This is a genomic window from Comamonas sp. UBA7528 (assembly GCF_002479375.1).
In the GTDB taxonomy this organism is placed as follows: domain Bacteria; phylum Pseudomonadota; class Gammaproteobacteria; order Burkholderiales; family Burkholderiaceae_C; genus Comamonas.
Window position 1 is genome coordinate 15,013 of the sequence record NZ_DLMU01000016.1, and the last position, 21,677, is coordinate 36,689.

Sequence of the window (21,677 nt, forward strand, 5' to 3'; positions counted from 1 at the left end):
GAACGACTTTCAAGGAATGAGGGGGGGAGCCGGGATGCGCCATCAGTGCGCAGACGCCGCGGTGGAGGGAAGGTCGGTGGCGCTGACATAGCCCAGCAGGCGGTCGCGGGCGGTGGCATCGGCGCTGCGGGCCGCGGCAGGGCCGTAGCCACCACCACCGGGGGTGCGCAGCGTGACCACGTCACCGGGTTGCAGCACCTGCGGGGTGCGGGAGTTGATGGGCTGGCCATTGATCCAGACTGCGCCGGGGGCGCCGTCGTCGCCACCACCCAGTCCGGGTGCCGCCACCTTGAGGCGTTCGGTCAGGAACACCACGTTCAACGGGCCTTCGTGCTGGTTGACGAACTGGATTTCTTCGCCCAGTCCACCGCGCCATTGGCCGGTGCCGCCCGAGTCGGGGAGCAAGGCCTTGCGCAGGAAGCGCAGGGGGGCATCGCGCTCGGCCACCTCGATCGGGGTGGGCGAGATGTTGCTGGGCCAGGACATGACGGAGGCCCCGTCCTTGCCGTGCGTGGCACCCATGCCGCCGTTGTAGAACAGGACATTGGCAAAGGATTTGCCGTTGGCACGGCGGCCCGTCAGGTTGGTGATCCACACCGGCGATCCGACACCGGCCATGACGCGTTCGGGCAGCAGCGGATACAGCGCCCCGAAGATGGTGGTGGGCACGTAGTGCCCGGTGCAGGAGCGGCCACCGACCGGGGCGGGCGAGAGCGGGTTGAGCAGGGAGCCTTCCGGGGCGACGGTCTGGATCGGCCGGAACAAGCCCTGGTTGTTGGCCAGCTCGGGCAGCAGCAGGCTCTTGATGGCATAGGCCGTCATGGCATGTGTATAGGCCAGCACGCAGTTGACGGCGCGGGGTTGCTGGGGGGAGCTGCCGGTGAAGTCACAGGTGAGCGCACCATCGGCAATGCGCACCGTGACTTCGAAGCGGAAGCGCTCGTCAAAGCCGTCGGTGTCCATGCCGTAGCGGTATTCCCCATCCGGCAGGGCGCGAATGGCGGCGCGCATGGCCTGTTCGCTGCGGCTGAACAAGGCCACGGCCAGGTCGTCGACACCGGTCAGCCGGTACTCGTGCAGCAGGTCACTGACACGGCGGGCGATCAGTTCGGTGGCGCTGGCGTGGCACCAGATGTCGCCCACGGTTTGCTCAGGCGTGCGCACATTGGTGCGCAGCAAGCTCAGCAAGGTGGCGTCGGCCTGGCCTTCCCGCAGGAAGTGCATGGGCGGAATGTGGAAGCCTTCTTCGAACAATTCGCGGGCATCGACCGACCGGATCTTGCCGCCGATGTCGGGCACATGTCCGGCGGTGGCGGCGAAACCGACCAGATGCGATGCATGGAAGATGGGCTTGACCAGGCACACGTCATTCAGGTGGCCGGTGCCGATCCAGGGGTTGTTGGTGATGTAGATATCACCGTCGCGCATGGCCTGCGTGCCGATGGCGCCGATGATGGCGCGCACGGTGTTGCCCAGCGTGCCGATGAACGAGGGAATGGCGCCGGCGTTTTCGGCAATGGTCTGGCCTTGCGAGTCGGTCATGACGACGGCAAAGTCATTGGCCTCGGACGACAGGGTGGAGAACGATGTGCGCACAATCAGCTTGGCGGCTTCGTTCACGGCGGAGCGTACGCGGGTCCAGAACACCTCCAGAAAGATGGCGTTGTCGGCGGTGTTGTCGTGGGTGGGGCGGGTGGTGCTCATTGCGCGGTCTCCACAGTGATGACCAGATTGGCGTGGGCCGTCATGGCGATGCGGCCCAGCGGGCCGACGACGACGGTGGTGCTGGGCTCTTCCACCAGCAAGGGGCCCGCCATGGCAAAGCCTGGGCGCAGTTGTGCACGCCGGAAGATGGGTGTGGACACGTAATCGCGCACTTCGTGGAAATACACATTCCGATAGGCCACCGGCTCGGGCGTGCTGTCGTTTGCGGACAGTGGCGCGGCGTGGAAGGGCTCCACCGGTGGTGCTTCCCCGGTGATGCGCAGATTGACCAGCTCCACCGGAACATCGGGTGGAACGCGGCCGAATTTGCGCTGGTATTCGCTACGGAATGCCTGGTCCAGCTGGGTGCGCCATGCGGCTTCTCCGGCGCTGTCTGCGAAGTGGTAGGGCCCGCTGGGCAGGTCGACCGTGAGGTTGAAGCCCTGGCCGACAAAGCGGCCATCGGCCCGGCGCTGCAGGTGGATAGGGCCAAAGCCCTGCTCCAGCGCGTGCAGAGGGGGCAGGGCCTCGGTTTCCAGCGCCGTGAACTGGGTTTCCAGGTCACGCAGATCGTCGGTGGCTGGCTTGAAGCTGATGGTGCGCGAGCGGTCGGACCGTGCCGTGGCGACCAGCAGGCCAAAGGCCGACGCCACGCCTGCTTCGGGCGGCGCAATGATGGTGGAGATGCCAATCTTGCGTGCCACGTAGTAGGCATGCAGCGGGCCACCACCGCCCGTGGCGACCAGGACGAACTTGCGGGGATCCTGTCCACGCTCGGACACATGCACCCGGGCCGCGGCGGCCATGTTTTCGGCCACGATGTCGTGCACACCCCAGGCGGTGGCGACGGCGCTGTGGTTCAGTTGCTGGCCCAGTGCCGCAAACCCGGCTTCAGACTGCTGGCGGTCAATCGCCAATGTGCCACCGGCGAAGAAATCGGGGTTGAGGTAGCCCAGCAGCAAGTTGGCGTCGGTGACCGTGGGGGCATCGCCGCCCAGGCCATAGCACATGGGGCCGGGTTCGGACCCCGCGCTGCGTGGGCCCACCTTGAGCAGACCCAGGGCATCCTGGTGCGCAATGCTGCCGCCGCCAGCGCCAATCTCGATCAGGTCGACCGTGGTGATGTGGATGGGCAGGCCACTGCCTTCCGCAAACCGTTGGCGGCGGGCCGCCTCGAAGCCAAAACTGATGGAAGGCTGGCCCTGGGTGACCAGGCACAGCTTGGCGGTCGTGCCCCCCATGTCGAAGGCCAGCAGATCCCGGTGGCTTTCCAGCAAGCTGTGGTGGACGGCAGAGACGGCGCCCGCCGCCGGGCCGGATTCCAGCAGGGCAATTGGCAACTCACGGGCATCGTCAATGCGTGCCAGGCCTCCGTTGGATAGCATCATCAGCACGCCGCGCGGCAGACCGATGGCGCCCAGTTGGTCGGCCAGCTTGTCCAGGTAGGCGCGCGCCATGGGCTTGATGTAGGCATTGGCCAGGGTGGTGGTGGTGCGCTCGTACTCGCGAATCACGGGTGCCGTCTGGCTGGAGAGCGTGAGCGTCAGCTGGGGGTGGCGGCCCTGAATGGCGGCCTGCAATGCCAGCTCATGCTGTGCCGAGGCATAGGCGTGCAGCAGGCAAATGGCCAGCGACTCGACTCCGGCGTGAACCAGGGCGTCCACCCCAGCCAAGGCCTGCGGGATGTCCAGTGGCTCGATTTCCTGTCCCTGAGCGTTGAGCCGGCCTGCCACTTCGGCCCGCAGGTGGCGTGGCGCCAAAGGCTGCGCGCGCTCAATCTGCAGGTCGTACAGGTCGTATTTGCGTTCGTTGCCCATCTCGGCAATGTCGGCAAACCCTTGGGTGGTCAGCAAGCCGGTGCACGCACCCCGGCGCTCAATGAGTGCGTTCGTGAAGAGGGTGGTGGCATGGACCACCAGTTCGATGCTGTCAGCACGGATGCCATGATTGCGCATCAGCTGTTGTATGCCCTCGGTGACGCCCGTGGAGGGGTCGCCATGTGTTGTGAGCACCTTGAGACTGCGCTGTGTTCCCGTGGCGTGTTGCAAGGCCACCAGATCGGTGAACGTGCCTCCGATGTCTATACCAACGGACCATTTCGACATGACTGTTATTCCTTGTTTTTTCGTTGCCTGCGCGGCCGCCATGGGGGGCTGTGTGGCGCGCGAGGACACGGTTTAAGGCGTCATTCAATCGGTGTTGATATAGCGTTCGGAAATAAGAAAATGTTGGCCACTGTTTTGTAAGGGTAATCCCGCAATACGCCGTGAAGGCACGGCGCTGTTCGCTGCGACTGCCCGTGGTTTCACGCCTTGCCACGCCCGTCCACCTGCGGTGGACTGGGCCGTGTGGGCCGCACTGAGAGTGACTGATACCACTGCGTCAGATGCCTCCCTACCCCAAAAAAGCAGTTATGCAGGCCGCCCTCAGGCATGGGATTCACATGCACATGCTTGGCGGTATGGCCATGGAGTTTTGGGGCGCAATGGATGCCAATACGCGGCGGATGGGCGAGCCGGTGAGAGCTGGGGCCACGCTGCCCTTGCGTGGCCCCAGCTCTCACGGTATGCCAGCCACTGCCATCGCAGTCCCGCTGCTTACGCCGCCTGAGCGGTCAGCCGGGGATCGGCGCGCAGGGTGCGGGCGGCGGCCACCATGTGCTGCAGCGCCGGTATCACTTCGGACCATTGGCGTGTTTTCAGTCCGCAGTCGGGGTTGACCCACAGGCGCCCGGCCGGAATCCGTTCCGCCGCCTTGTGCATCAGGCTGACGATGTGCTGCTGGGTGGGGATGTTGGGCGAGTGGATGTCATACACGCCGGGGCCGATTTCGTTGGGGTACTGGAAGTGTTCGAAGGCATCCAGCAGCTCCATGTCCGAGCGCGAGGTCTCGATGGTGATCACGTCCGCATCCATGTCGGCGATGGAGGCCATGATGTCGTTGAACTCCGAATAGCACATGTGGGTGTGGATCTGGGTTTCATCGGCCACGCCATTGGCCGTGATGCGGAAAGACTCCACCGCCCAGTGCAGGTAGTGCTGCCACTGGGATTTGCGCAGCGGCAGGCCTTCGCGCAGTGCGGCTTCGTCGATCTGGATGATCCGCACACCGGATTGCTCCAGATCCAGCACTTCCTCGCGGATGGCCAGAGCCAGTTGCAGGCACGAATCCGCGCGAGGCTGGTCGTCCCGTACAAAGGACCAGTTCAGGATGGTGACCGGGCCGGTCAGCATGCCTTTCATCGGGCGCGCGGTCAGCGACTGGGCGTAGCGGATCCATTCCACGGTCATGGCGCGGGGGCGGCTGATGTCGCCGAACAGAATGGGTGGCTTGACGCAGCGCGAACCATAGGACTGCACCCAGCCGAACTGGCTGAAGGCATAGCCGTCGAGCTGCTCGCCGAAGTATTCGACCATGTCGTTGCGCTCGGCTTCGCCGTGCACCAGCACGTCCAGGCCCAGGGCTTCCTGTTCGCGCACGCTGCGTTCGATCTCGGCGCGCATGGCTGCCTGGTAGCTGGCGCTGTCCAGCCGCCCGGCCTTGAAGGCGCTGCGGGCCTGGCGGATCTCGGCCGTCTGCGGGAAGGAGCCGATGGTGGTGGTGGGGAAGGGCGGCAACTGCAGCAGCGCGGCCTGCTTGGCGGCACGCACACTGTAGGCGCTGTGGCGCTGGCCCAGTTGGGCGCTGATGCCGGCCACGGCGGCACGCACGGCCGGGTTGTGCACGCGCGGTGAGGCGCGGCGGGCAGCCAGCGCAGCGGCGTTGTCGGCCAGTTCGGCGCTGACGGCGGCGCGGCCATGCGTCAGCGCCTGGCCCAGCACGCGCAACTCATCCAGCTTTTGCAGCGCGTAGGCCAGCCAGGATTTGACGTCGGCATCCAGCTGGTGTTCGCTGTTCAGGTCCACGGGCACATGCAGCAGGGAACAGCTGGGCGCGATCCACAGGCGCTCGCCCAGGCGTTCGGTCAGCGGCTCCAGCCAGTCCAGCACCAACGCCAGATCCGTCTTCCAGATGTTGCGGCCGTTGATCACGCCCAGCGACAGCACCTTGTGCGGGGGCAGCAGGCCCAGCAGCTGCTGCACATCGTCGCGGCCGGTGGTGGCGTCGATGTGCAGACCGGCCACGGGCAGGTTGGCGGCCAGGTATTTGTTGTCGGCCAGCCCACCGAAGTAGGTGGCCAGCATGATCTTGAGGCGGCTGGCCTTGAGGTGGTGGTAGGCCAGGTTGAAAGCATGCTGCCAGTCGGCATCCAGTTCGGTCACCAGAATGGGTTCGTCGATCTGCACCCATTGCACGCCCTGTGCGGCCAGCGTGTCCAGCAGCTCGGCATAGACGGGCAGCAGGCGCTGCAGCAGGTCCAGTTTGTTGCTGTTGTCCTTGGCTTTGCCGATGGCCAGGTAGGTGACGGGGCCGATGATGACGGGTTTGGCGTTCACGTTCTGTGCGCGGGCTTCGGCCAGTTGGTCCACCAGGCGCGATGCGTCCAGCTGGAAGGTGGTGGCGGCCGTGAACTCCGGCACGATGTAGTGGTAGTTGGTGTCGAACCATTTGGTCATCTCGCCGGCGGCCACACCGCCGCAGCACAGGGCATGGGCTTCCACACCCTGGGCGGAACGGCCCCGGGCCACGCGGAAGTAGTTGTCCAGCGGGTCACCATGGAAGTCCTGCACCCGCTCGGGCAGGTTGCCCAGGGTGAAGCTCATGTCCAGCACCTGGTCGTAGAAGGCGAAGTCGCCCACGGGGACCAGGTCCAGGCCTTGCTGGCTGGCCCAGTGGCGTGCGCGCAGTTCCGCGCCCAGCTGTTGCAGTGCATCGCGGGAGGATTCGCCTTTCCAGTAGGACTCCAGCGCGAACTTGAGTTCGCGTTGGGCGCCGATGCGCGGAAAGCCGAGATTGTGGATGGTGGTCATGGAAGTCTTCTCCTGTCGTCAAGCGTTCAAGCGTCTATGCGGTTAGCAATGGGGGCGAATGCTAGAGAGCGATATTCATGAAGTAAAATGGTTAAATCTCACATATTCATGAATTTAGTTCATTCATGCTGGAGCGCATCCATCTCGCCATCCTCCAAGAGGTTGAAAAACAAGGCTCTTTGACCGCAGCGGCCGATGTACTGTGCGTCATGCAGTCGGCGCTGAGCCACAGCATGAAAAAGCTAGAAGGCCAGCTGGGCACTGATATCTGGCTGCGCGAAGGCCGCAGTCTGCGGCTGACGCAGGCCGGGCAGTACCTGCTGGCCGTGGCCAATCGCGTGCTGCCGCAGCTGGATCTGGCTGAAGCCCGGCTCAAGCAGTTTGCCCAGGGAGAGCGGGGGGCGCTGCGCATCGGCATGGATGCCATCCCTGCTACCAGTGGCTGCTGAAGATCGCCTCGCTCTGTCTGGCGGTCTGGCCCGGTGTGGAAGTGGACGTGGAGCAGAAGTTCCAGTTGGCGGCATTGGCGCGCTGTTCGGCTACGAGATCGACCTGCTGCTCACGCCGGACCCGCTGTACAAGCCGGGCCTGGAGTGTGTACCGGTGTGCGATTACGAGCAGGTGCTGGTGGTCTCCAGCCAGCACCCGCTGGCGCATGCGGACTATGTGCTGCCCCGGCAGCTGGGCAGCGAAGTGCTGATCACCTACCCGGTGGCCACCGACCGGCTGGACATCTACAACCAGTTTCTGCCGCCCGCAGGCATTGCGCCGCGCCGGCACAAGACCATTGAGACCACCGACATCATGCTGCAGATGGTGGCCAGCGGCCGGGGCGTGGCGGCGCTGCCGCGCTGGCTGGCGCTGGAGTAGGCCTCCAAGATGCCGGTGGTACCCGTGCGCCTGGGCAAGAAAGGCGTTGCCAAGCAGATCCACCTGGGCGCGCGCGAGGCGGACATGGACATCGACTACCTGCAGGCCTTTATTGCGCTGGCGCGCGAACCCTTCAATGCGGACTGAGCCCGGCAGCGCTGTAGCGGTTGCCACCGGTCGCTGCCGGTTTTGTCGGGTGTTGCCGCCTGTGCCGAGATTTACCGGTACTTCTGCTCCAGTCCGTCCCAGAAATCCTTGTTCACCAGGCGCTGGCGTTCCAGGAAGGGGGCCACGATGGCGGGGTCTTCATCCACCTGGTGCGCATCGCGCAGCACAGTCAGGCATTTCTGCATGCCGGCCACCGCCCCTTGCAGTGCGGCGTTGGCGTAGAGCACAAAGCCAAAGCCCAGCTGTCCCAGCGCATCGGCATTGAACAGCGGGGTCTTGCCGCCGATGACCATGTTCATCAACTGCGGGGCGTGCAGGCGCTGGGGCAGGGCACGCACCTCTTCGGCACGGGTGACGGCTTCGACAAACAGGATGTCGGCACCGGCTTCCTCGAATGCCTGGGCACGTTCGATGGCGGCTTCAAAGCCGTGCACGGCTGCGGCGTCGGTGCGGGCCATGATGAGGGTGCCGCTGTCGCGGCGGGCATCGACGGCGGCCTTGATCTTCCCCAGCATTTCGCTGGTCTCAATCACCTGCTTGCCGTTGAAGTGGCCGCAGCGCTTGGGCGAGACCTGGTCTTCCAGCTGGATGCAGTCGGCACCGGCGCGCTCCAAGGTGCGCACGGCGTGGTAGGTGTTGACGGCATTGCCAAAGCCGGTGTCGGCGTCCACCAGCAGCGGCACTTCCACCGCGTCGCGGATGCGGGCAGTGTGGTCGGCAATGTCGCTCAGGCCCATGAAGCCCTGGTCGGGCATGCCGAACCACATATTGGTGACACCGGCGCCCGTGACGTAAATGGCTTCAAAGCCCAGGTCGGCAATGAGCCGCGCCGACAGGGCGTTGAAGGCGCCGGGCACCAGGACGCCGCGGCGGGCCTGGGCCAGGGCTGCGAGTTGTTGCTTGGGATTCATGTGTAGGTTCCGATGGTCGCTTCGGTGCCTGCTTTGGCGCCGGTTGTTGCGGTTGTTTCTGCGTTGACGGGGTATGGCGAGGCGTGCCGGGCCGAGCCGGGCGTTCGGCAGCCGGGCCCGCGGCGTGGGGGATCGGTTGTGCAGCGCGGCTTCAGCGGGCGTTCAGTACGTCACCCGGCATGCGCACCCAGCCTTCCATCAGGATGCGGGCGCTGCGGCTCATCAAGGCCTTGGTGACCTGCCAGCTGCCGTTGGTGTGCTGCGCTTCGGCGCCCACGCGCAGCGTGCCGCTGGGGTGGCCAAAGCGCACGGCGTTGCGTGCGCCGCCGCCTGCCGCCTGGTTGACCAGGGTGCCGGGCACGGCGGCGGCCGTGGCAATGGCAACGGCTGCCGTGCCCATCATGGCGTGGTGCAGCTTGCCCATGGACAAGGCGCGTACGACCAGGTCGATGTCGCCGGCGGCAATGGCTTTGCCGCTGGATGCCGTGTAGCTTTGCGCAGGGGCCACCAGCGCAATCTTGGGGGTGTGCTGGCGCGTGGCGGCGTCTTCCAGGCGCTGGATCAGGCCCATGCGCAGGGCGCCGTGGGCGCGGATGGCCTCAAACCGAGCGAGTGCTGCGGCATCGTTGTTGATGGCGTCCTGCAGCTCGCAGCCGGTGTAGCCCAGGTCGGCGGCGTTGAGAAAGATGGTGGGGATGCCGGCGTTGATCAGGGTGGCGGCCAGGCGGCCCACACCGGGGACGTCCAGGATGTCGACCAGATGGCCGGTAGGGAACATGGCGCCACCGCCGTCTTCGCTTTCGCCCTCGTCCGCCGGGTCCAGGAATTCCAGCGCTACTTCGGCGGCGGGGAAGGTCACCCCGTCCAGCGCAAAGTCGCCGGTTTCCTGTACCTGCCCATCTGCGATGGGCACATGGGCCACGATCGTCTTGCCGATGTTCGCCTGCCAGATGCGGATGCTGGCCATGCCCTGGTGCGGAATCCGGGCCGGGTCGATCAGGTCCATGTGGATGGCGCAGGGGCCGACGGCGGCGCTCAGGTTGCCGCAGTTGCCGCTCCAGTCCACCAAGGCCTGGTCGATGGACACCTGGCCGAACAGATAGTCCACATCGTGGTCCGGGCGGCTGCTGGGGCTGAGGATCACGGCCTTGCTGGTGGAGGATGAGGCGTTGCCCATGCCGTCGATCTGCTTGCCATAGGGATCGGGGCTGCCCAGCGTGCGCAGCAGGATGGCATCGCGCACAGGGCCGGGTTGCTGGGCCGCTTCGGGCAGGTCCTGCAGCCGGAAGAACACGCCCTTGCTGGTGCCGCCGCGCAGGTAGGTGGCGGGAATCCGGAGCTGCGGGGCGAACCGCTGCGGGGCGTAGAGGCTGTCAGGCGTGGTGCCGCTGGTGCTGTCGTGCATGCTGTGATTCATGGTGTCTCTGTCGCGATGTTTTGGTCGTGCTGTGCTTATACGGCGGCGGCAGCTTCCTGGTGGCGGGTGTTGGCGGCCAGAAAGTCCTGGGCAAAGCGCTGCAGCACCCCGCCGGCTTCGTAGATGCTGACTTCCTCCGCCGTGTCCAGGCGGCAGGTCACCGGCGCCTCGGTGTGCGTGCCGTTGCTGCGGTGGATGTGCAGTGTCAGCAGCGCACGCGGCTGGCGTTGGCCCACCACATCAAAGGTTTCCGTTCCGTCCAGCGCCAGGGTGTGGCGGGTGGTGCCGGGCAGGAATTCCAGCGGCAGCACGCCCATGCCAATCAGGTTGGTGCGATGGATGCGCTCGAAGCCTTCGGCCACGATGGCCTCCACCCCGGCCAGGCGCACGCCCTTGGCGGCCCAGTCGCGGCTGGAGCCCTGACCGTAGTCGGCGCCCGCAATGATGAGCAGCGGCTGCCGGCGCTGCATATAGGTTTCGATCGCCTCCCACATGCGCATGGTCCGGCCTTCGGGCTCCACCCGCGCGAGCGACCCCTGGCGGACCTTGCCTGCCGCGTCCACCACCATTTCATTGAACAGCTTGGGGTTGGCGAACGTGGCGCGCTGGGCCGTCAGGTGGTCGCCACGGTGGGTGGCATAGGAGTTGAAGTCTTCCTCGGGCAGGCCCATGGCGTGCAGATATTCCCCGGCTGCCGAATCCAGCAGGATGGCGTTGGAGGGCGAGAGGTGGTCGGTGGTGATGTTGTCCGGCAGGATGGCCAGCGGCCGCATGCCGCGCAGCGTGCGCGCACCGGCCAGCGCACCTTCCCAGTACGGTGGTCGGCGGATGTAGGTGGATTGGGGGCGCCAGTCGTACAGCGCTTCGGCGCTGGCGCCGTGGTCGGCCTGGAGGGCGAACATGGGTTTGTACACCGCGCGGAACTGCTCGGGCCGGACGGCGGCCTTGGCCACGGCGTCGATTTCGGCATCGCTGGGCCAGATGTCCTTGAGGCGGATTTCGCGGCCCTGGAACACGCCGAGCACATCGTTTTCGATATCGAAGCGGATGGTGCCCGCAATGGCATAGGCCACCACCAGCGGGGGCGATGCCAGAAACGCCTGCCGGGCATAAGGGTGGATGCGACCATCGAAGTTGCGGTTGCCTGAGAGCACGGCGGTGGTGTAGAGGTCACGCTCCGTGATCTCCTGCTGGATGGCGGGGTCCAGCGCACCGCTCATGCCGTTGCAGGTGGTGCAGGCAAATGCCACCACGCCAAAGCCCAGCGCTTCCAGGTCATGCAACAGGCCGGCCTGCTGCAGGTACAGCGGCACGGTCTTGGAGCCGGGGGCCAGCGAGGTTTTGACCCAGGGCTTGCGCGCCAGTCCCAGGTTGCGTGCGTTGCGCGCCAGCAGGCCGGCGGCAATCACATTGCGCGGGTTGCTGGTGTTGGTGCAACTGGTGATGGCGGCAATGATGACGGCGCCATCGGGCATCTGGCCTTCGGCCTGTGCCCAGGGCCCGGCAATGCCTTGGGCAGCCAGGTCGGTGGTGGCCAGGCGCGCATGCGGGTTGGACGGGCCGGCGATGTTGCGCACCACGCTGGACAGGTCGAACTGCAGGGTGCGTTCGTATTCGGCGTGCGCCAGCGTGTCGGCCCAGAGGCCGGCCTGCCGGGCATAGGTTTCCACCAGCTGCACCTGGGCCGGCTCGCGGCCGGTCAGGCGCAGGTAGTCGATGGTCTGTTCGTCGATGGCAAACATGGCGGCGGTGGCGCCGTATTCGGGTGCCATGTTGGAGATGGTGGCGCGGTCGCCAATGGTCAGACTGCGTGCGCCGGTGCCAAAGAATTCCAGGTAGGCGCCCACCACCTTCTGCTGGCGCAGGAACTGGGTCAGGGCCAGCACCACGTCGGTGGCGGTGATGCCATCGGGGCGCTGGCCGGTGAGCTGCACGCCAACGATTTTGGGCAGGCGCATCCAGGAGGCGCGGCCCAGCATCACGTTCTCTGCCTCCAGCCCGCCCACGCCCACGGCGATCACGCCCAGGGCATCCACGTGGGGGGTGTGGCTGTCGGTGCCCACCAGGGTGTCGGGGTAGGCTTCGCCATGGACGGCATGGACCACAGGGCTCATCCGCTCCAGATTGATCTGGTGCATGATGCCGTTGCCCGGGGGGATCACTTCCACGTTCTTGAATGCGCGCTTGCACCAGTCGATGAAGTGAAAGCGGTCCTCGTTGCGGCGGTCTTCGATGGCACGGTTCCTGGCAAAGGCCTGCGGGTCGTTGCCGCCGCATTCCACGGCCAGCGAGTGGTCCACGATGAGCTGCACGGGCACCACCGGATTCACGGCTGCCGGGTCGCCCCCTTGCGCGGCAATCGCGTCGCGCAGACCGGCCAGGTCCACCAGCGCGGTCTGGCCCAGGATGTCGTGGCAGACCACGCGCGCGGGGAACCAGGGGAAGTCCCGCTGGCGCTGGCGGTGGACGATCTGGCCCAGGCATTCGGTCAGGATGGCTGGGTCGCAGCGGCGCACCAGATTTTCGGCATGCACGCGGCTGGTGTAGGGCAGGGTGGCCCAGGCGCCGGGGCTGATGGCTTCCACGGCGGCCTGCGCGTCAAAGTAATGCAGTGCGGTGCCGGGCAGCGGTTGGCGGTAGGGGTTGGGGCTTTGGGGCGTGCTCATTTTTTGTGGATCTGGTGGCGGCTTTCACAGCGCGGTACTGGGGAGCGGCTGCGGTTCTGGTTGTTGCTGCGTGGGTGGCTGTGGCGGCAGCTGTGGGGCGTTGATGTGCGGAAAGACCGAAGCAGGCAGCAGGGCAGCGCCGGGTGAACGGCCCAACACCTGGCCCCATGGCTCACCACATGCCTGGCCTTGTGCCAGCTGCAGCCGGGCTTGCGCCACGGCGTGCAACTGGCGGGTCAGCGCCGTGCTGGCGGCATGGGGCAGGCGTTCCAGCTGGGCCAGGTGCGCGGCCAGCAGGCTGCACAGCTGCCGGGCTTCCAGTACCTGGGCGGGCGTGAGCTGGGTCACGTGCATGCCCCGCCGGGGCAGGGCGGTCAGCAGGCCTTCCTGGCACAGCAGCTTCATGGCTTCCCGCACGGGGGTGCGGCTCACACCAAATTCCCGGGCCAGCGCGCCGTCGTTGATATCGCTGCCGGGCAGGATCCGGTGGCTCAGGATGCGCTCGCGCAACTTGCTGGCAATGGCAGTGCTCAGCGAATGGGGCTGGATGGTCTGGGAACTCATGGTGTGCGGGGCGGATGCCGGGCTTATCGGCGTTCGTCGATGGGGACGAACTGCAGATCGTCCGGGCCGGTGTAGTGGGCGCTGGGACGGATGATCTTGTTGTCCTGGCGCTGCTCGATGATGTGCGCCGCCCAGCCGCTGGTGCGTGCGATCACGAACAGCGGGGTGAACATGGCGGTGGGCACACCCATCATGTGGTAGCTGACGGCGCTGAACCAGTCGAGGTTGGGGAACATGTTCTTCACCTCCCACATCACCGATTCCAGGCGCGCGGCGATGTCGTACATCTTGGTGCTGCCCGCTTCCTCGGAGAGCCTGTGGGCCACGCCCTTGATGACCACGTTGCGCGGGTCGCTCACGGTGTAGACGGGGTGGCCGAAGCCGATGACCACTTCCTTGGCGTCCACGCGGCGGCGGATGTCGGCTTCGGCCTCGTCGGCGTTGTCGTAGCGTTTCTGGATTTCAAAGGCGACTTCGTTCGCACCGCCATGCTTGGGGCCGCGCAATGCACCGATGGCGCCGGTGATGGCCGAATACATATCGCTGCCCGTGCCTGCCACCACGCGGGCGGTGAAGGTGGAGGCGTTGAATTCATGCTCGGCATACAGGTTGAGCGAGGTGTGCATGGCGCGCACCCAGCCCTCGGAAGGTCGGGCGCCGTGCAGCAGGTGCAGGAAGTGACCGCCAATGGAGTCGTCGTCGGTTTCCACCTCGATGCGGCGGCCCGAGTTGCTGAAGTGGTACCAGTACAGCAGCATGCTGCCCAGGGAGGCCATCAGGCGGTCGGCAATGTCGCGGGCGCCGGGCAGGTTGTGGTCATCCTTTTCGGGCAGGGCGCAGCCCAGCGCCGAGACCCCGGTGCGCATCACATCCATGGGGTGGCTGGCGGCAGGCAATTGTTCCAGTGCCAGCTTCACACTGGTGGGCAGGCCCCGCAGTGCCTTGAGCCGGGTCTTGTAGGCCTTGAGTTCGGCGCGTGTGGGCAGCTTGCCGTGCACCAGCAGGTGGGCGATTTCCTCGAACTCGCAGACTTCGGCAATGTCCAGAATGTCGTAGCCGCGGTAGTGCAGATCGTTGCCGGTCTTGCCCACCGTGCACAGTGCCGTGTTGCCGGCAGTGACCCCGGACAGGGCCACGGACTTCTTGGGTTTGAACGTGGCTGCGGCGGCAGGGGCGGCGGGTGGGGTGGTGGATGGGGCCACGGTGCTCATGCTGGTCTCCTGAAATATGGGGCAGGCAGATCCGGCGGTGGGACCGTCTGTGATCTGCCATACTTCGCAATCTACGCATTTGCTTGGCAACCCGGTAGGCCTGAATGGGCGAATCATTGCGAAGCAAAAGCAGAGGTTTTGCGAAGTTTGCGAATTTCCCGGGCGGCGCAGATCTGGCGGCATGCGCGCACCTCGACTTCAGACCGGCACCAGCACAAGGAGACCAGAACCACCATGGCAAAGACCTTCATGGGCGTGCGCCTGCGCAGCCTGCGCGCCGAGCGCGGCATGACGCAGGCGGCGCTGGCCCAGGCGCTGGGGCTGTCGCCGAGCTATCTGAACCAGATCGAGCAGGACCAGCGGCCGCTGACGGTGGCCGTGCTGCTGAAGATCCACAAGGTGCTGGGGGTGGACATCCAGAAGTTCTCGGAAGACGAGGAAGCCCGCTTGCTGGCCCAGCTGCGCGATGCGCTGGCCGCCATGCCCCAGCCCGAGGCGGCCGTGCCCCTGCCCGAGCTGCGCGAGGTCGCCTCCCGGCTGCCACAGCTGGCCCAGGCCCTGCTGGCCATGCACCAGCGCCATGTGGCCGATGTGGAGCGGCTGGAAGCGCTGACGGCCCGCCTGGGCGATGGCCGGTCGGAGCTGGCGGAAGGTGGCGGAGGGGCCAGTGCGCTGCTGGCCGAGCCGCCACGCCAGATGCCGTTTGAAGCGGTGCGCGATTTCTTCTTTGCCCACCGCAATCACTTTGATGCGCTGGACCGTGCGGCCGAAACCCTGGCCACCCAGGCCCGGGAGCAGACCGGCGCGCAGGGGAGCAGTCTGCAGGAATGGCTGCAGTTCCGGCTGCAGGCACGGCACCAGGTGCTGGTGCTGCGTGGCAGCCAGGGTGGTGCGCACAGCCACCGCCGCTTTGATACCGCCACGCGCACCCTGTATGTGGCGCCGCAGCTGCGCCCGGCCCAGCAGGCCTTTCAGCTGGCCACACAGCTGGCGCTGCTCGAGTTCGATGCGCTGATCGAGGACGCGCTGAAGTCCACCCACTGGCAGGACGATGCCACGCGGCGCCTGGCCCGCATGGGCCTTGCCAACTATGTGGCCGGAGCCTTTGTGCTGCCGTATGGGGAGTTTCTGCAGGCCGCAGAAAGCCTGCAGTACGACGTGGACCTGCTGGCCCGCCGCTTTGGTGTGGGGTTCGAGACGGTGTGCCACCGGCTTTCCACCTTGCAGCGGGCGGAGGCGCCGGGTGTGCCCTTCTTCTTCATCCGGGTGGACCGGGCCGGCAATATCAGCAAGCGCCAATCCGCCACGCATTTCCATTTCTCCAAGACCGGGGGCACCTGCCCGTTGTGGGTGGTCTACGAGGCCTTCACCCAGCCGGGCCGCATCGTGCCCCAGTTGGCCAGCATGCCCGACGGGCGGGTCTACCTCTGGATTGCCCGCACCATCAGCCGGGCTGGCCAGGGCTGGGGTGCACCGGGAAAGACCTTTTCCATCGGCATGGGTTGCGACCTGCAGCATGCGGCGCGGCTGGTGTATTCCAAAGGACTGGATCTGCGCCACCTGGAAGCGGCGACCCCCATCGGCATGGGCTGCAAGGTCTGTGAACGCGATGCCTGTCCGCAGCGGGCGTTCCCGTTTGTAGGCAAGCCGCTGCGTGTGAACGAGCATGAAAGCGGGTTTGTGCCGTACGGCTGACTCGCGACCTGCCATCCACGGGGCCTGTGCTGGCGATGCGGCCCAGCGATAGCAGGGCGGCAGCGGCGGCATGAGCACTGCCGGTTGCGTGCATCTGCATCGGCGCCGTGATCGCAGTCCAGCTCGCACAGAGGTCGCAGGGAGGCTATGGGCGCCATCTATTTATCATCGGCCTGCCGCCAGCTGTTTTGGCGATGGATATGCCTGATGTCACGACTGCTGCGGCTGGCCACAGCCTTGTTCTGCTCCACCATGATGCTGCCCTGGGGCGCGCGCGCCGAGGGGTCTCCGGCCGATTGGCGCACCGCCACTTTGCGCGGTACCCTGCAATTCGAGATGACTTCGCGCCACACCGGCGCACGCTATGTGATTCGGGTGGGCCTGCCGCATGCACCGCCGCCTGCTGCCGGCTACCCGGTGCTGTGGATGCTGGACGGCAACGCCAGCTACCCGCTGACCAGCTTTGTCCGGCCCCATGCGGATGACACCCGCCAGGGAAGCCGCCGCGAAGCGCAGCGCACATCCCGTCCGGCCGGTGTGATTGTGGCCATTGCTTCCGCAAACGACAGCCCTTTTGATGTCGACGGCCGTGCCCGCGACTACACGCCGGTGCCCGATGCGACCACGGGCGATAGGCTGTCGCCCAGCTTTGGCGGTGCGGCTGCGTTCCGCAGGTTTCTGGTGGAAGAGTTGCGCCCCCGGATTGCCCAACAGTTCCCGCTGAATCCCCTGGGCCACACACTGTTCGGTTTTTCCTACGGCGGACTCTTCACGGTCGATACCTTGCTGGCCGACCCCCGGCATTTCCAGCGCTACTGGGCGGCCAGCCCGTCGCTCTGGTTCAGCGAAGCGCTGCTGGCGCGCAGGCTGGCTGGTAGTGCGCAGATCAACGCAGGGGCTGGGACCAAGGTGGTGCTGACGGTCGGGGAGGACGAGCAATACCCTGTGTCACCGGTGCCCACCGCTCGCCAGGAACATTTGAACCAGCGCGCCATCGTCGACCATGTGCGCAAGGCAGGGGCTGCACTGGCTGCCGCCAACCCGGATGCCAGTGTGACCACCGTGGTGGCACGCGACCACGACCATTTCGACATGCTGATGCACGGCGCCCGCAGGGTGGTGGAGTTTGCTTTTGCACCCTGAAGGGGGAGCGGTTCTCCAATCCCGCCGTTCAGCAAGGCTGGGTGGGATCAGCTGAACGCAAACACCCGGGCGCACAGGTAATCCACCAGGGCCCGGACCTTGGGGGCCACATGCCGGCCCGCAGGCCACAGGATGTGGAAGACCCCTTCGCGTTGTGCCTGTCCGGGCATGACGCGCACCAGTCGTCCGTCGGCCAGCGGCTCACGGATGGCGAAGTCCGGCAGGCAGGCAATGCCGCGCCCCTGCAGGGCGAAGCAGGCACGCGTCTCGATGTTGTTGCAGACCATGGAGACCGGGACCGTGGGGGGCTCGCCGTTCGCACCCGGCGGAAGTGGCCATGCCTCCAGCTTGCCGCTGTGGGGCCAGCGGAAATGCAGGCAGCGGTGGGACTGCAGATCCTGCACATTGCGCGGTGTGCCGTGTGCGGCCAGATACTCCGGCGACGCGACCAGTACCATTTGGAAATGGCCGATTTTGCGTGCCGTCAGCCGGGAATCGGCAGGCTCTCCGGTGCGGACCACGGCATCGAAACCTTCATCGATAACGTCGACCAGACGGTCTGAAAAATCCAGGTCCAGCTGGATTTCCGGATATTCCCGCATGAAATCGGCCAGCACCGGCAGAACCAGGGTGCTGACCAGCGGCAGGCTGACCCGCAAGCGCCCGCGTGGGGCCGACGAGGCCTGGGACAGTTCCGTCTGGGCTGCTTCGATCTCTGCCAGGATGCGCCGGCTGCGCTCCAGTAGCAGCAGGCCTTCGGCCGTGGGGGTGATGCTGCGGGTGCTGCGATGAAACAGGCGCACGCCCAGCTTCTCTTCCAGGCGCGCCACGCTCTTGCCCACGGCCGAAGCGGAGACCCCCAGCAGTCGGCCGGCCGCGACGAAGCTGCGCGTTTCGGCGACCTGCACAAACACCACAAATGCGTTGAGGCTGTCCATGTGTCCTGGCCTGTGTCTCTGGATGCATCTATCGATGCGTTGCTGCGAGTGCCGCTGCGTGCATTGCTGGATTACGGACATATATGTCCTAGATGTGCGGAACTCTATCCTACTTTTTCTGGGATGGACGCCCCCCTAAGGTCACGGTGTCTGAGCAAAGAGAGCAGCGATCCGATGACTTTTTCACTTTCTTGCCCGCCCGCCACTGGCGTGCGGCATTCCATTTCCGGGCTGGAGGCGCAGGTGGCACATGCCGTGCACAGCGCCCTGGCAGCGCAACGCCTGGTGGGCGCGGTGGTACTGGTCTACCAGCACGGTCAGGCGCTGTGCCGCATGGCCGCAGGCTGGGCCGACCGAGAGGCCCAGCTTGTGATGGCGCAGGACGCGGTGTTCCGCTGGGCTTCGGCCAGCAAGCCGGTGGTCAGCGCCGCCGTGCTGCGGCTGGTGGCCCAGGGGCGGGTGGCCCTGGACGACCCCATCACGGCCTGGCTGCCGGACTTTCGCCCGCGCTTGCCGGATGGCCGCGAAGCGCGCATCACGGTGCGCCAGTTGCTGAGCCACACTGCGGGCCTGGGCTACCGTTTTCTGGAACCCGACGGGCAGGGCGCGTACGCCCAAGCCGGGGTGTCCGATGGCATGGATGCCAGCGGGATCGACCTGGGAGAGAACCTGCGCCGCATTGCCAGCGTGCCGCTGCTGTATGCGCCGGGCACGGCTTGGGGCTATTCCCTGGCGGTGGATGTGCTGGGTGGTGTGGTGGAGGCGGTGTGCGGTATGGCCTTGCCACAGGCCGTGGAAGCACTGGTGACGCGTCCTCTGGGCATGGCCGATGCCGGCTTTGTCTGCCGGGATGCGGCGCGCCTGGCGACGGCCTATGTCAACGGCAGTCCAGCACCCCACCGCTTGCAGGAGGGTGAGGTGGTGGCGCCGTTCGAGGGGACCGTGGGCATTCCCTACAGCCCGGCGCGTGCCTTGGATGCCAGCGCGTTTCCTTCCGGCGGCGCCGGCATGGTGGGCACGGCGGATGATTTGCTGCACCTGCTGGAGGCCTTGCGCACCGGCCAGGGCGGCTGGATGCCCGAGCACCTGATTGCCGAGATGGGGCGGGACCATACCCTGGGGCAGGAGCTGGCGGCCGGCCCCGGCCTGGGGTTTGGCCTGGGCTTTTCCGTGTTGCGTGATCCGGCGCTGGCCCAGTCACCCGAATCCCCGGGGACCTGGCGCTGGGGTGGCGCCTATGGCCATGCCTGGTGGGTGGACCGGCCCCGGGGCCTGACGGTGGTGGCCATGACCAACACCTTGTACGAGGGCATGTCGGGGCGCTTTGTCACCGACCTGCGGGACGCGGTCTACCAGGGCCTGCAAGCATGACATCTTCAGCTATGGAAAATCGTCTGCCCTGGGCCAGCCTGCTGGCCTTGAGCATGGCTGCATTCATCACCATCCTGACCGAAGCCTTGCCTGCCGCGCTGCTGCCGCAGATGGCGGGGGATCTGGGGGTGTCGCAAGCCTGGATCGGCCAGACCGTGACCTCCTATGCCGCGGGCTCGCTGGTGGCGGCCATCCCGCTGGTGACGGCAACGCGCAGCATGCGCCGGCGCCCGCTGTTAATGGCAGCGGTGCTGGGGTTTGCGCTGGCCAACAGCGTGACGGCGTTGTCAGGCAGCTTCACCCTGACCATGGTGGCACGCGTGGTGGCAGGCATGGCCGCCGGGCTGTTGTGGGCGCTGCTGGCGGGCTACGCCACCCGCCTGGTGGCGCCGCAGTTCCGTGGACGTGCCATCGCCGTGGCCATGGTCGGCACGCCGCTGGCATTGTCCCTGGGCGTTCCCGCCGGGGGCTGGCTGGGTCTGGCTCTGGGCTGGCGCTGGTGCTTTGGCCTGGCCAGCGTGCTGGCGTTGTTGCTGTGGGTCTGGATGGGGCTGCGCCTGCCGGATTTTCCGGGGCAGGCCCAGCGCCAGCGCATGCCCATGTCCGCGGTGCTGCGCACGCCCGGTGTGGCGGCGGTGCTGATGGTGGTGCTGTGCTATGTGCTGGCCCACAACATCCTGTATACCTATATCGCGCCTTTTCTGGCGGCCAATGGGGTGCATCTCCGCATTGACCTGGCCTTGCTGGTCTTCGGTGTTGCGGCACTGCCGGGCATCTGGCTGACGGGGCTGTATGTGGACCGGCACCTGTACCGCATGTCGATGGCAAGCATCTTGCTGTTCTGCGGTGCCGTGCTGTTGTTGGGCGCGCGCTGGGGTGGAGCACCCCTGGCCCTGGCGGCATTGGCCGTCTGGGGATTTGCCTTCGGCGGCTCTGCCACCTTGTTCCAGACAGCGCTGGCGCAGGTAGCGGGGGAGCAGGTCGACATGGCCCAGTCCCTGCTGGTGACGACCTGGAACACCGCCATCGCCGGTGGCGGCCTGGTGGGCGGACTGCTGATCGTGGGCTGGGGTGCAGGGGCCTTTGTGCCGGTGCTGCTGGTGCTGTTGGGCGTGGCGGTGGTCTGTCAGCGGCAGCTTGCGGGGCCAGGCAGCAGCAGCCTTCCGGTACTGCAGCCGGAGGGCAAGCGCTGAAGTCTGCTGCAGGCCTGGCTGCGGCTGCCGCTGTCGCAGTGCGGCCACCAGCAGGCAGGCATCAGGGATGCCCCGTAGACCGGGGACGGGCAGCCGCATGCGCTCAGGTCAACACCTTATCTGCAGCAGTCCGGTGGCTGCGCAGTGCCATATGGAGCCGAGCCTGCTGCCCGCTGCGGTCTGCGGGTTCGAAAACCGACGTCCAGAGGAAAAACGCCCACGGTAATGCGGTACCTTCCTGCCCCCTATCGACTTGGTATGCAGGAGGAAGATGTGCAGATTTACATCACAGGCGCTTCATGTGCGGGCGTGACGACGTTGGGGCGCAACCTCTCCACGAAGCTCGGCGTACGGCACGCCGATGTGGACGATTTTTTCTGGATGCCCACGGATCCACCTTTCACGACCAAGCGCGCCGTCAACGAGCGCGTTCCATTGATCCAGCAACAACTCGGCAACAGCCATTGGGTACTGACTGGCTCTTGCATGAATTGGGGCGATGCGTTGATCGCCCATGCCGATCTCATTGTGTTTGTCGTAACACCGACGCCGATTCGTCTGGAGCGACTGGCGGCGCGTGAGAAAGAGCGCTTTGGTGATCGGATCGCGCCGGGTGGTGACATGCATGAGATACATGTGGCCTTCCGGGAGTGGGCTGCGCAGTATGATGATCCCAACTTTTCCGGACGCAACCGGGCATGGCATGAGGCCTGGCTATCCCAACAATCCACGCCGGTCCTGCATATCGATGGCACAGAGAGTGCTGAAAAGTTGGCTGCGGATGTCATGCGCGCCCTGTCACCTGCCGCGCAATGAGATCAAGGGTGCCCCGCTTCCGCTTTTGGTGAAAGCGAAGTCCGGCGCTCACCAATGACCCTTTCGGGCTTAAGCCGACATATCCAAGGCGCGCAGGGGA

At 66.1% G+C, this 21,677-nt stretch carries 14 protein-coding genes and 1 pseudogene; 6 read left to right on the plus strand and 9 right to left on the minus strand.

Going from position 1 to position 21,677, the window contains the following annotated elements; translation table 11 throughout:
- Positions 1–42: 42 nt before the first annotated feature.
- The 3 genes from B3349_RS19505 to metE form a co-directional block, all read right to left on the minus strand.
- On the minus strand, positions 43–1,704 hold the full coding sequence (locus tag B3349_RS19505; RefSeq protein ID WP_291591265.1) for a hydantoinase B/oxoprolinase family protein: 1,662 nt from the start codon (positions 1,702–1,704) through the stop codon (positions 43–45).
- A complete protein-coding gene (locus tag B3349_RS19510; RefSeq protein WP_291591266.1) occupies positions 1,701–3,809 on the minus strand; it encodes a hydantoinase/oxoprolinase family protein in 2,109 nt (702 codons plus the stop codon). Before B3349_RS19510 ends, B3349_RS19505 begins: the two co-directional genes overlap by 4 nt.
- Before the next feature lie 492 nt (positions 3,810–4,301).
- Entirely contained in the window at positions 4,302–6,614 is a 2,313-nt protein-coding gene (metE, locus tag B3349_RS19515; RefSeq protein WP_291591268.1) for a 5-methyltetrahydropteroyltriglutamate--homocysteine S-methyltransferase, read from the minus strand.
- A 125-nt stretch (positions 6,615–6,739) separates the two neighbouring features.
- On the opposite strand from metE, the pseudogene B3349_RS19520 reads away from it, so the two are divergent.
- Positions 6,740–7,631: pseudogene (locus B3349_RS19520) on the plus strand (LysR substrate-binding domain-containing protein).
- Between the two features lie 71 nt (positions 7,632–7,702).
- On the opposite strand, the gene B3349_RS19525 reads toward B3349_RS19520, so the two are convergent.
- From B3349_RS19525 to prpC, 5 genes are all read right to left on the minus strand, one after another.
- A complete protein-coding gene (locus tag B3349_RS19525) occupies positions 7,703–8,563 on the minus strand; it encodes an isocitrate lyase/PEP mutase family protein (protein WP_291591270.1) in 861 nt (286 codons plus the stop codon).
- Between the two features lie 151 nt (positions 8,564–8,714).
- On the minus strand, positions 8,715–9,968 hold the full coding sequence (prpF, locus tag B3349_RS19530; RefSeq protein ID WP_291591518.1) for a 2-methylaconitate cis-trans isomerase PrpF: 1,254 nt from the start codon (positions 9,966–9,968) through the stop codon (positions 8,715–8,717).
- A 47-nt stretch (positions 9,969–10,015) separates the two neighbouring features.
- Entirely contained in the window at positions 10,016–12,646 is a 2,631-nt protein-coding gene (acnD, locus tag B3349_RS19535) for a Fe/S-dependent 2-methylisocitrate dehydratase AcnD (RefSeq protein WP_291591272.1), read from the minus strand.
- Between the two features lie 24 nt (positions 12,647–12,670).
- Positions 12,671–13,210 (minus strand): GntR family transcriptional regulator, encoded by a 540-nt coding sequence (locus B3349_RS19540; protein ID WP_291591273.1) that lies wholly within the window; start codon positions 13,208–13,210, stop codon positions 12,671–12,673.
- 23 nt (positions 13,211–13,233) lie between these two features.
- Positions 13,234–14,421 carry a bifunctional 2-methylcitrate synthase/citrate synthase gene (gene prpC / locus B3349_RS19545; protein WP_291591274.1) on the minus strand — a complete coding sequence of 396 codons (1,188 nt, stop codon included), beginning with the start codon at positions 14,419–14,421 and terminating at the stop codon, positions 13,234–13,236.
- A 234-nt stretch (positions 14,422–14,655) separates the two neighbouring features.
- On the opposite strand from prpC, the gene B3349_RS19550 reads away from it, so the two are divergent.
- Together B3349_RS19550 and B3349_RS19555 are read left to right on the plus strand one after the other, a co-directional pair.
- Positions 14,656–16,116, plus strand: a complete 1,461-nt coding sequence (locus B3349_RS19550) for a short-chain fatty acyl-CoA regulator family protein (protein WP_291591275.1) — start codon at positions 14,656–14,658, stop codon at positions 16,114–16,116.
- Positions 16,117–16,323: 207 nt separating this feature from the next.
- A complete protein-coding gene (locus B3349_RS19555) occupies positions 16,324–17,259 on the plus strand; it encodes an alpha/beta hydrolase (RefSeq protein WP_291591277.1) in 936 nt (311 codons plus the stop codon).
- Positions 17,260–17,306: 47 nt separating this feature from the next.
- On the opposite strand, the gene B3349_RS19560 is transcribed toward B3349_RS19555, so the two are convergent.
- Positions 17,307–18,197, minus strand: coding sequence for a LysR family transcriptional regulator (locus B3349_RS19560; RefSeq protein WP_291591279.1), 891 nt, complete (start codon positions 18,195–18,197; stop codon positions 17,307–17,309).
- Between the two features lie 174 nt (positions 18,198–18,371).
- Between B3349_RS19560 and B3349_RS19565 the strand changes: the two genes are divergently transcribed.
- The 3 genes from B3349_RS19565 to B3349_RS19575 all read left to right on the plus strand — a co-directional run bounded on the left by B3349_RS19565 (position 18,372) and on the right by B3349_RS19575 (position 21,577).
- A complete protein-coding gene (locus B3349_RS19565; RefSeq protein WP_291591280.1) occupies positions 18,372–19,568 on the plus strand; it encodes a serine hydrolase domain-containing protein in 1,197 nt (398 codons plus the stop codon).
- A gap of 11 nt (positions 19,569–19,579) precedes the next feature.
- The gene (locus B3349_RS19570; protein WP_414646945.1) at positions 19,580–20,761 is read left to right on the plus strand and encodes an MFS transporter; all 1,182 of its coding nucleotides are present in this window, start codon (positions 19,580–19,582) and stop codon (positions 20,759–20,761) included.
- A gap of 273 nt (positions 20,762–21,034) precedes the next feature.
- Positions 21,035–21,577 carry an ATP-binding protein gene (locus B3349_RS19575; RefSeq protein ID WP_291591285.1) on the plus strand — a complete coding sequence of 181 codons (543 nt, stop codon included), beginning with the start codon at positions 21,035–21,037 and terminating at the stop codon, positions 21,575–21,577.
- The last annotated feature ends 100 nt before the right edge of the window (positions 21,578–21,677 follow it).

What these genes read in the sequence shown, in the direction of transcription:
- B3349_RS19505 (WP_291591265.1), bottom strand. Translation starts at nt 1,704, where the DNA reads ATGAGCACCACCCGCCCCACCCACGACAACACCGCCGACAACGCCATC.
- B3349_RS19540 (WP_291591273.1), bottom strand. Translation starts at nt 13,210, where the DNA reads ATGAGTTCCCAGACCATCCAGCCCCATTCGCTGAGCACTGCCATTGCC.
- B3349_RS19555 (WP_291591277.1), top strand. Translation starts at nt 16,324, where the DNA reads ATGTCACGACTGCTGCGGCTGGCCACAGCCTTGTTCTGCTCCACCATG.
- metE (WP_291591268.1), bottom strand. Translation starts at nt 6,614, where the DNA reads ATGACCACCATCCACAATCTCGGCTTTCCGCGCATCGGCGCCCAACGC.
- acnD (WP_291591272.1), bottom strand. Translation starts at nt 12,646, where the DNA reads ATGAGCACGCCCCAAAGCCCCAACCCCTACCGCCAACCGCTGCCCGGC.
- B3349_RS19565 (WP_291591280.1), top strand. Translation starts at nt 18,372, where the DNA reads ATGACTTTTTCACTTTCTTGCCCGCCCGCCACTGGCGTGCGGCATTCC.
- B3349_RS19560 (WP_291591279.1), bottom strand. Translation starts at nt 18,197, where the DNA reads ATGGACAGCCTCAACGCATTTGTGGTGTTTGTGCAGGTCGCCGAAACG.
- B3349_RS19525 (WP_291591270.1), bottom strand. Translation starts at nt 8,563, where the DNA reads ATGAATCCCAAGCAACAACTCGCAGCCCTGGCCCAGGCCCGCCGCGGC.
- prpC (WP_291591274.1), bottom strand. Translation starts at nt 14,421, where the DNA reads ATGAGCACCGTGGCCCCATCCACCACCCCACCCGCCGCCCCTGCCGCC.
- B3349_RS19510 (WP_291591266.1), bottom strand. Translation starts at nt 3,809, where the DNA reads ATGTCGAAATGGTCCGTTGGTATAGACATCGGAGGCACGTTCACCGAT.
- prpF (WP_291591518.1), bottom strand. Translation starts at nt 9,968, where the DNA reads ATGCACGACAGCACCAGCGGCACCACGCCTGACAGCCTCTACGCCCCG.
- B3349_RS19570 (WP_414646945.1), top strand. Translation starts at nt 19,580, where the DNA reads ATGGAAAATCGTCTGCCCTGGGCCAGCCTGCTGGCCTTGAGCATGGCT.
- B3349_RS19550 (WP_291591275.1), top strand. Translation starts at nt 14,656, where the DNA reads ATGGCAAAGACCTTCATGGGCGTGCGCCTGCGCAGCCTGCGCGCCGAG.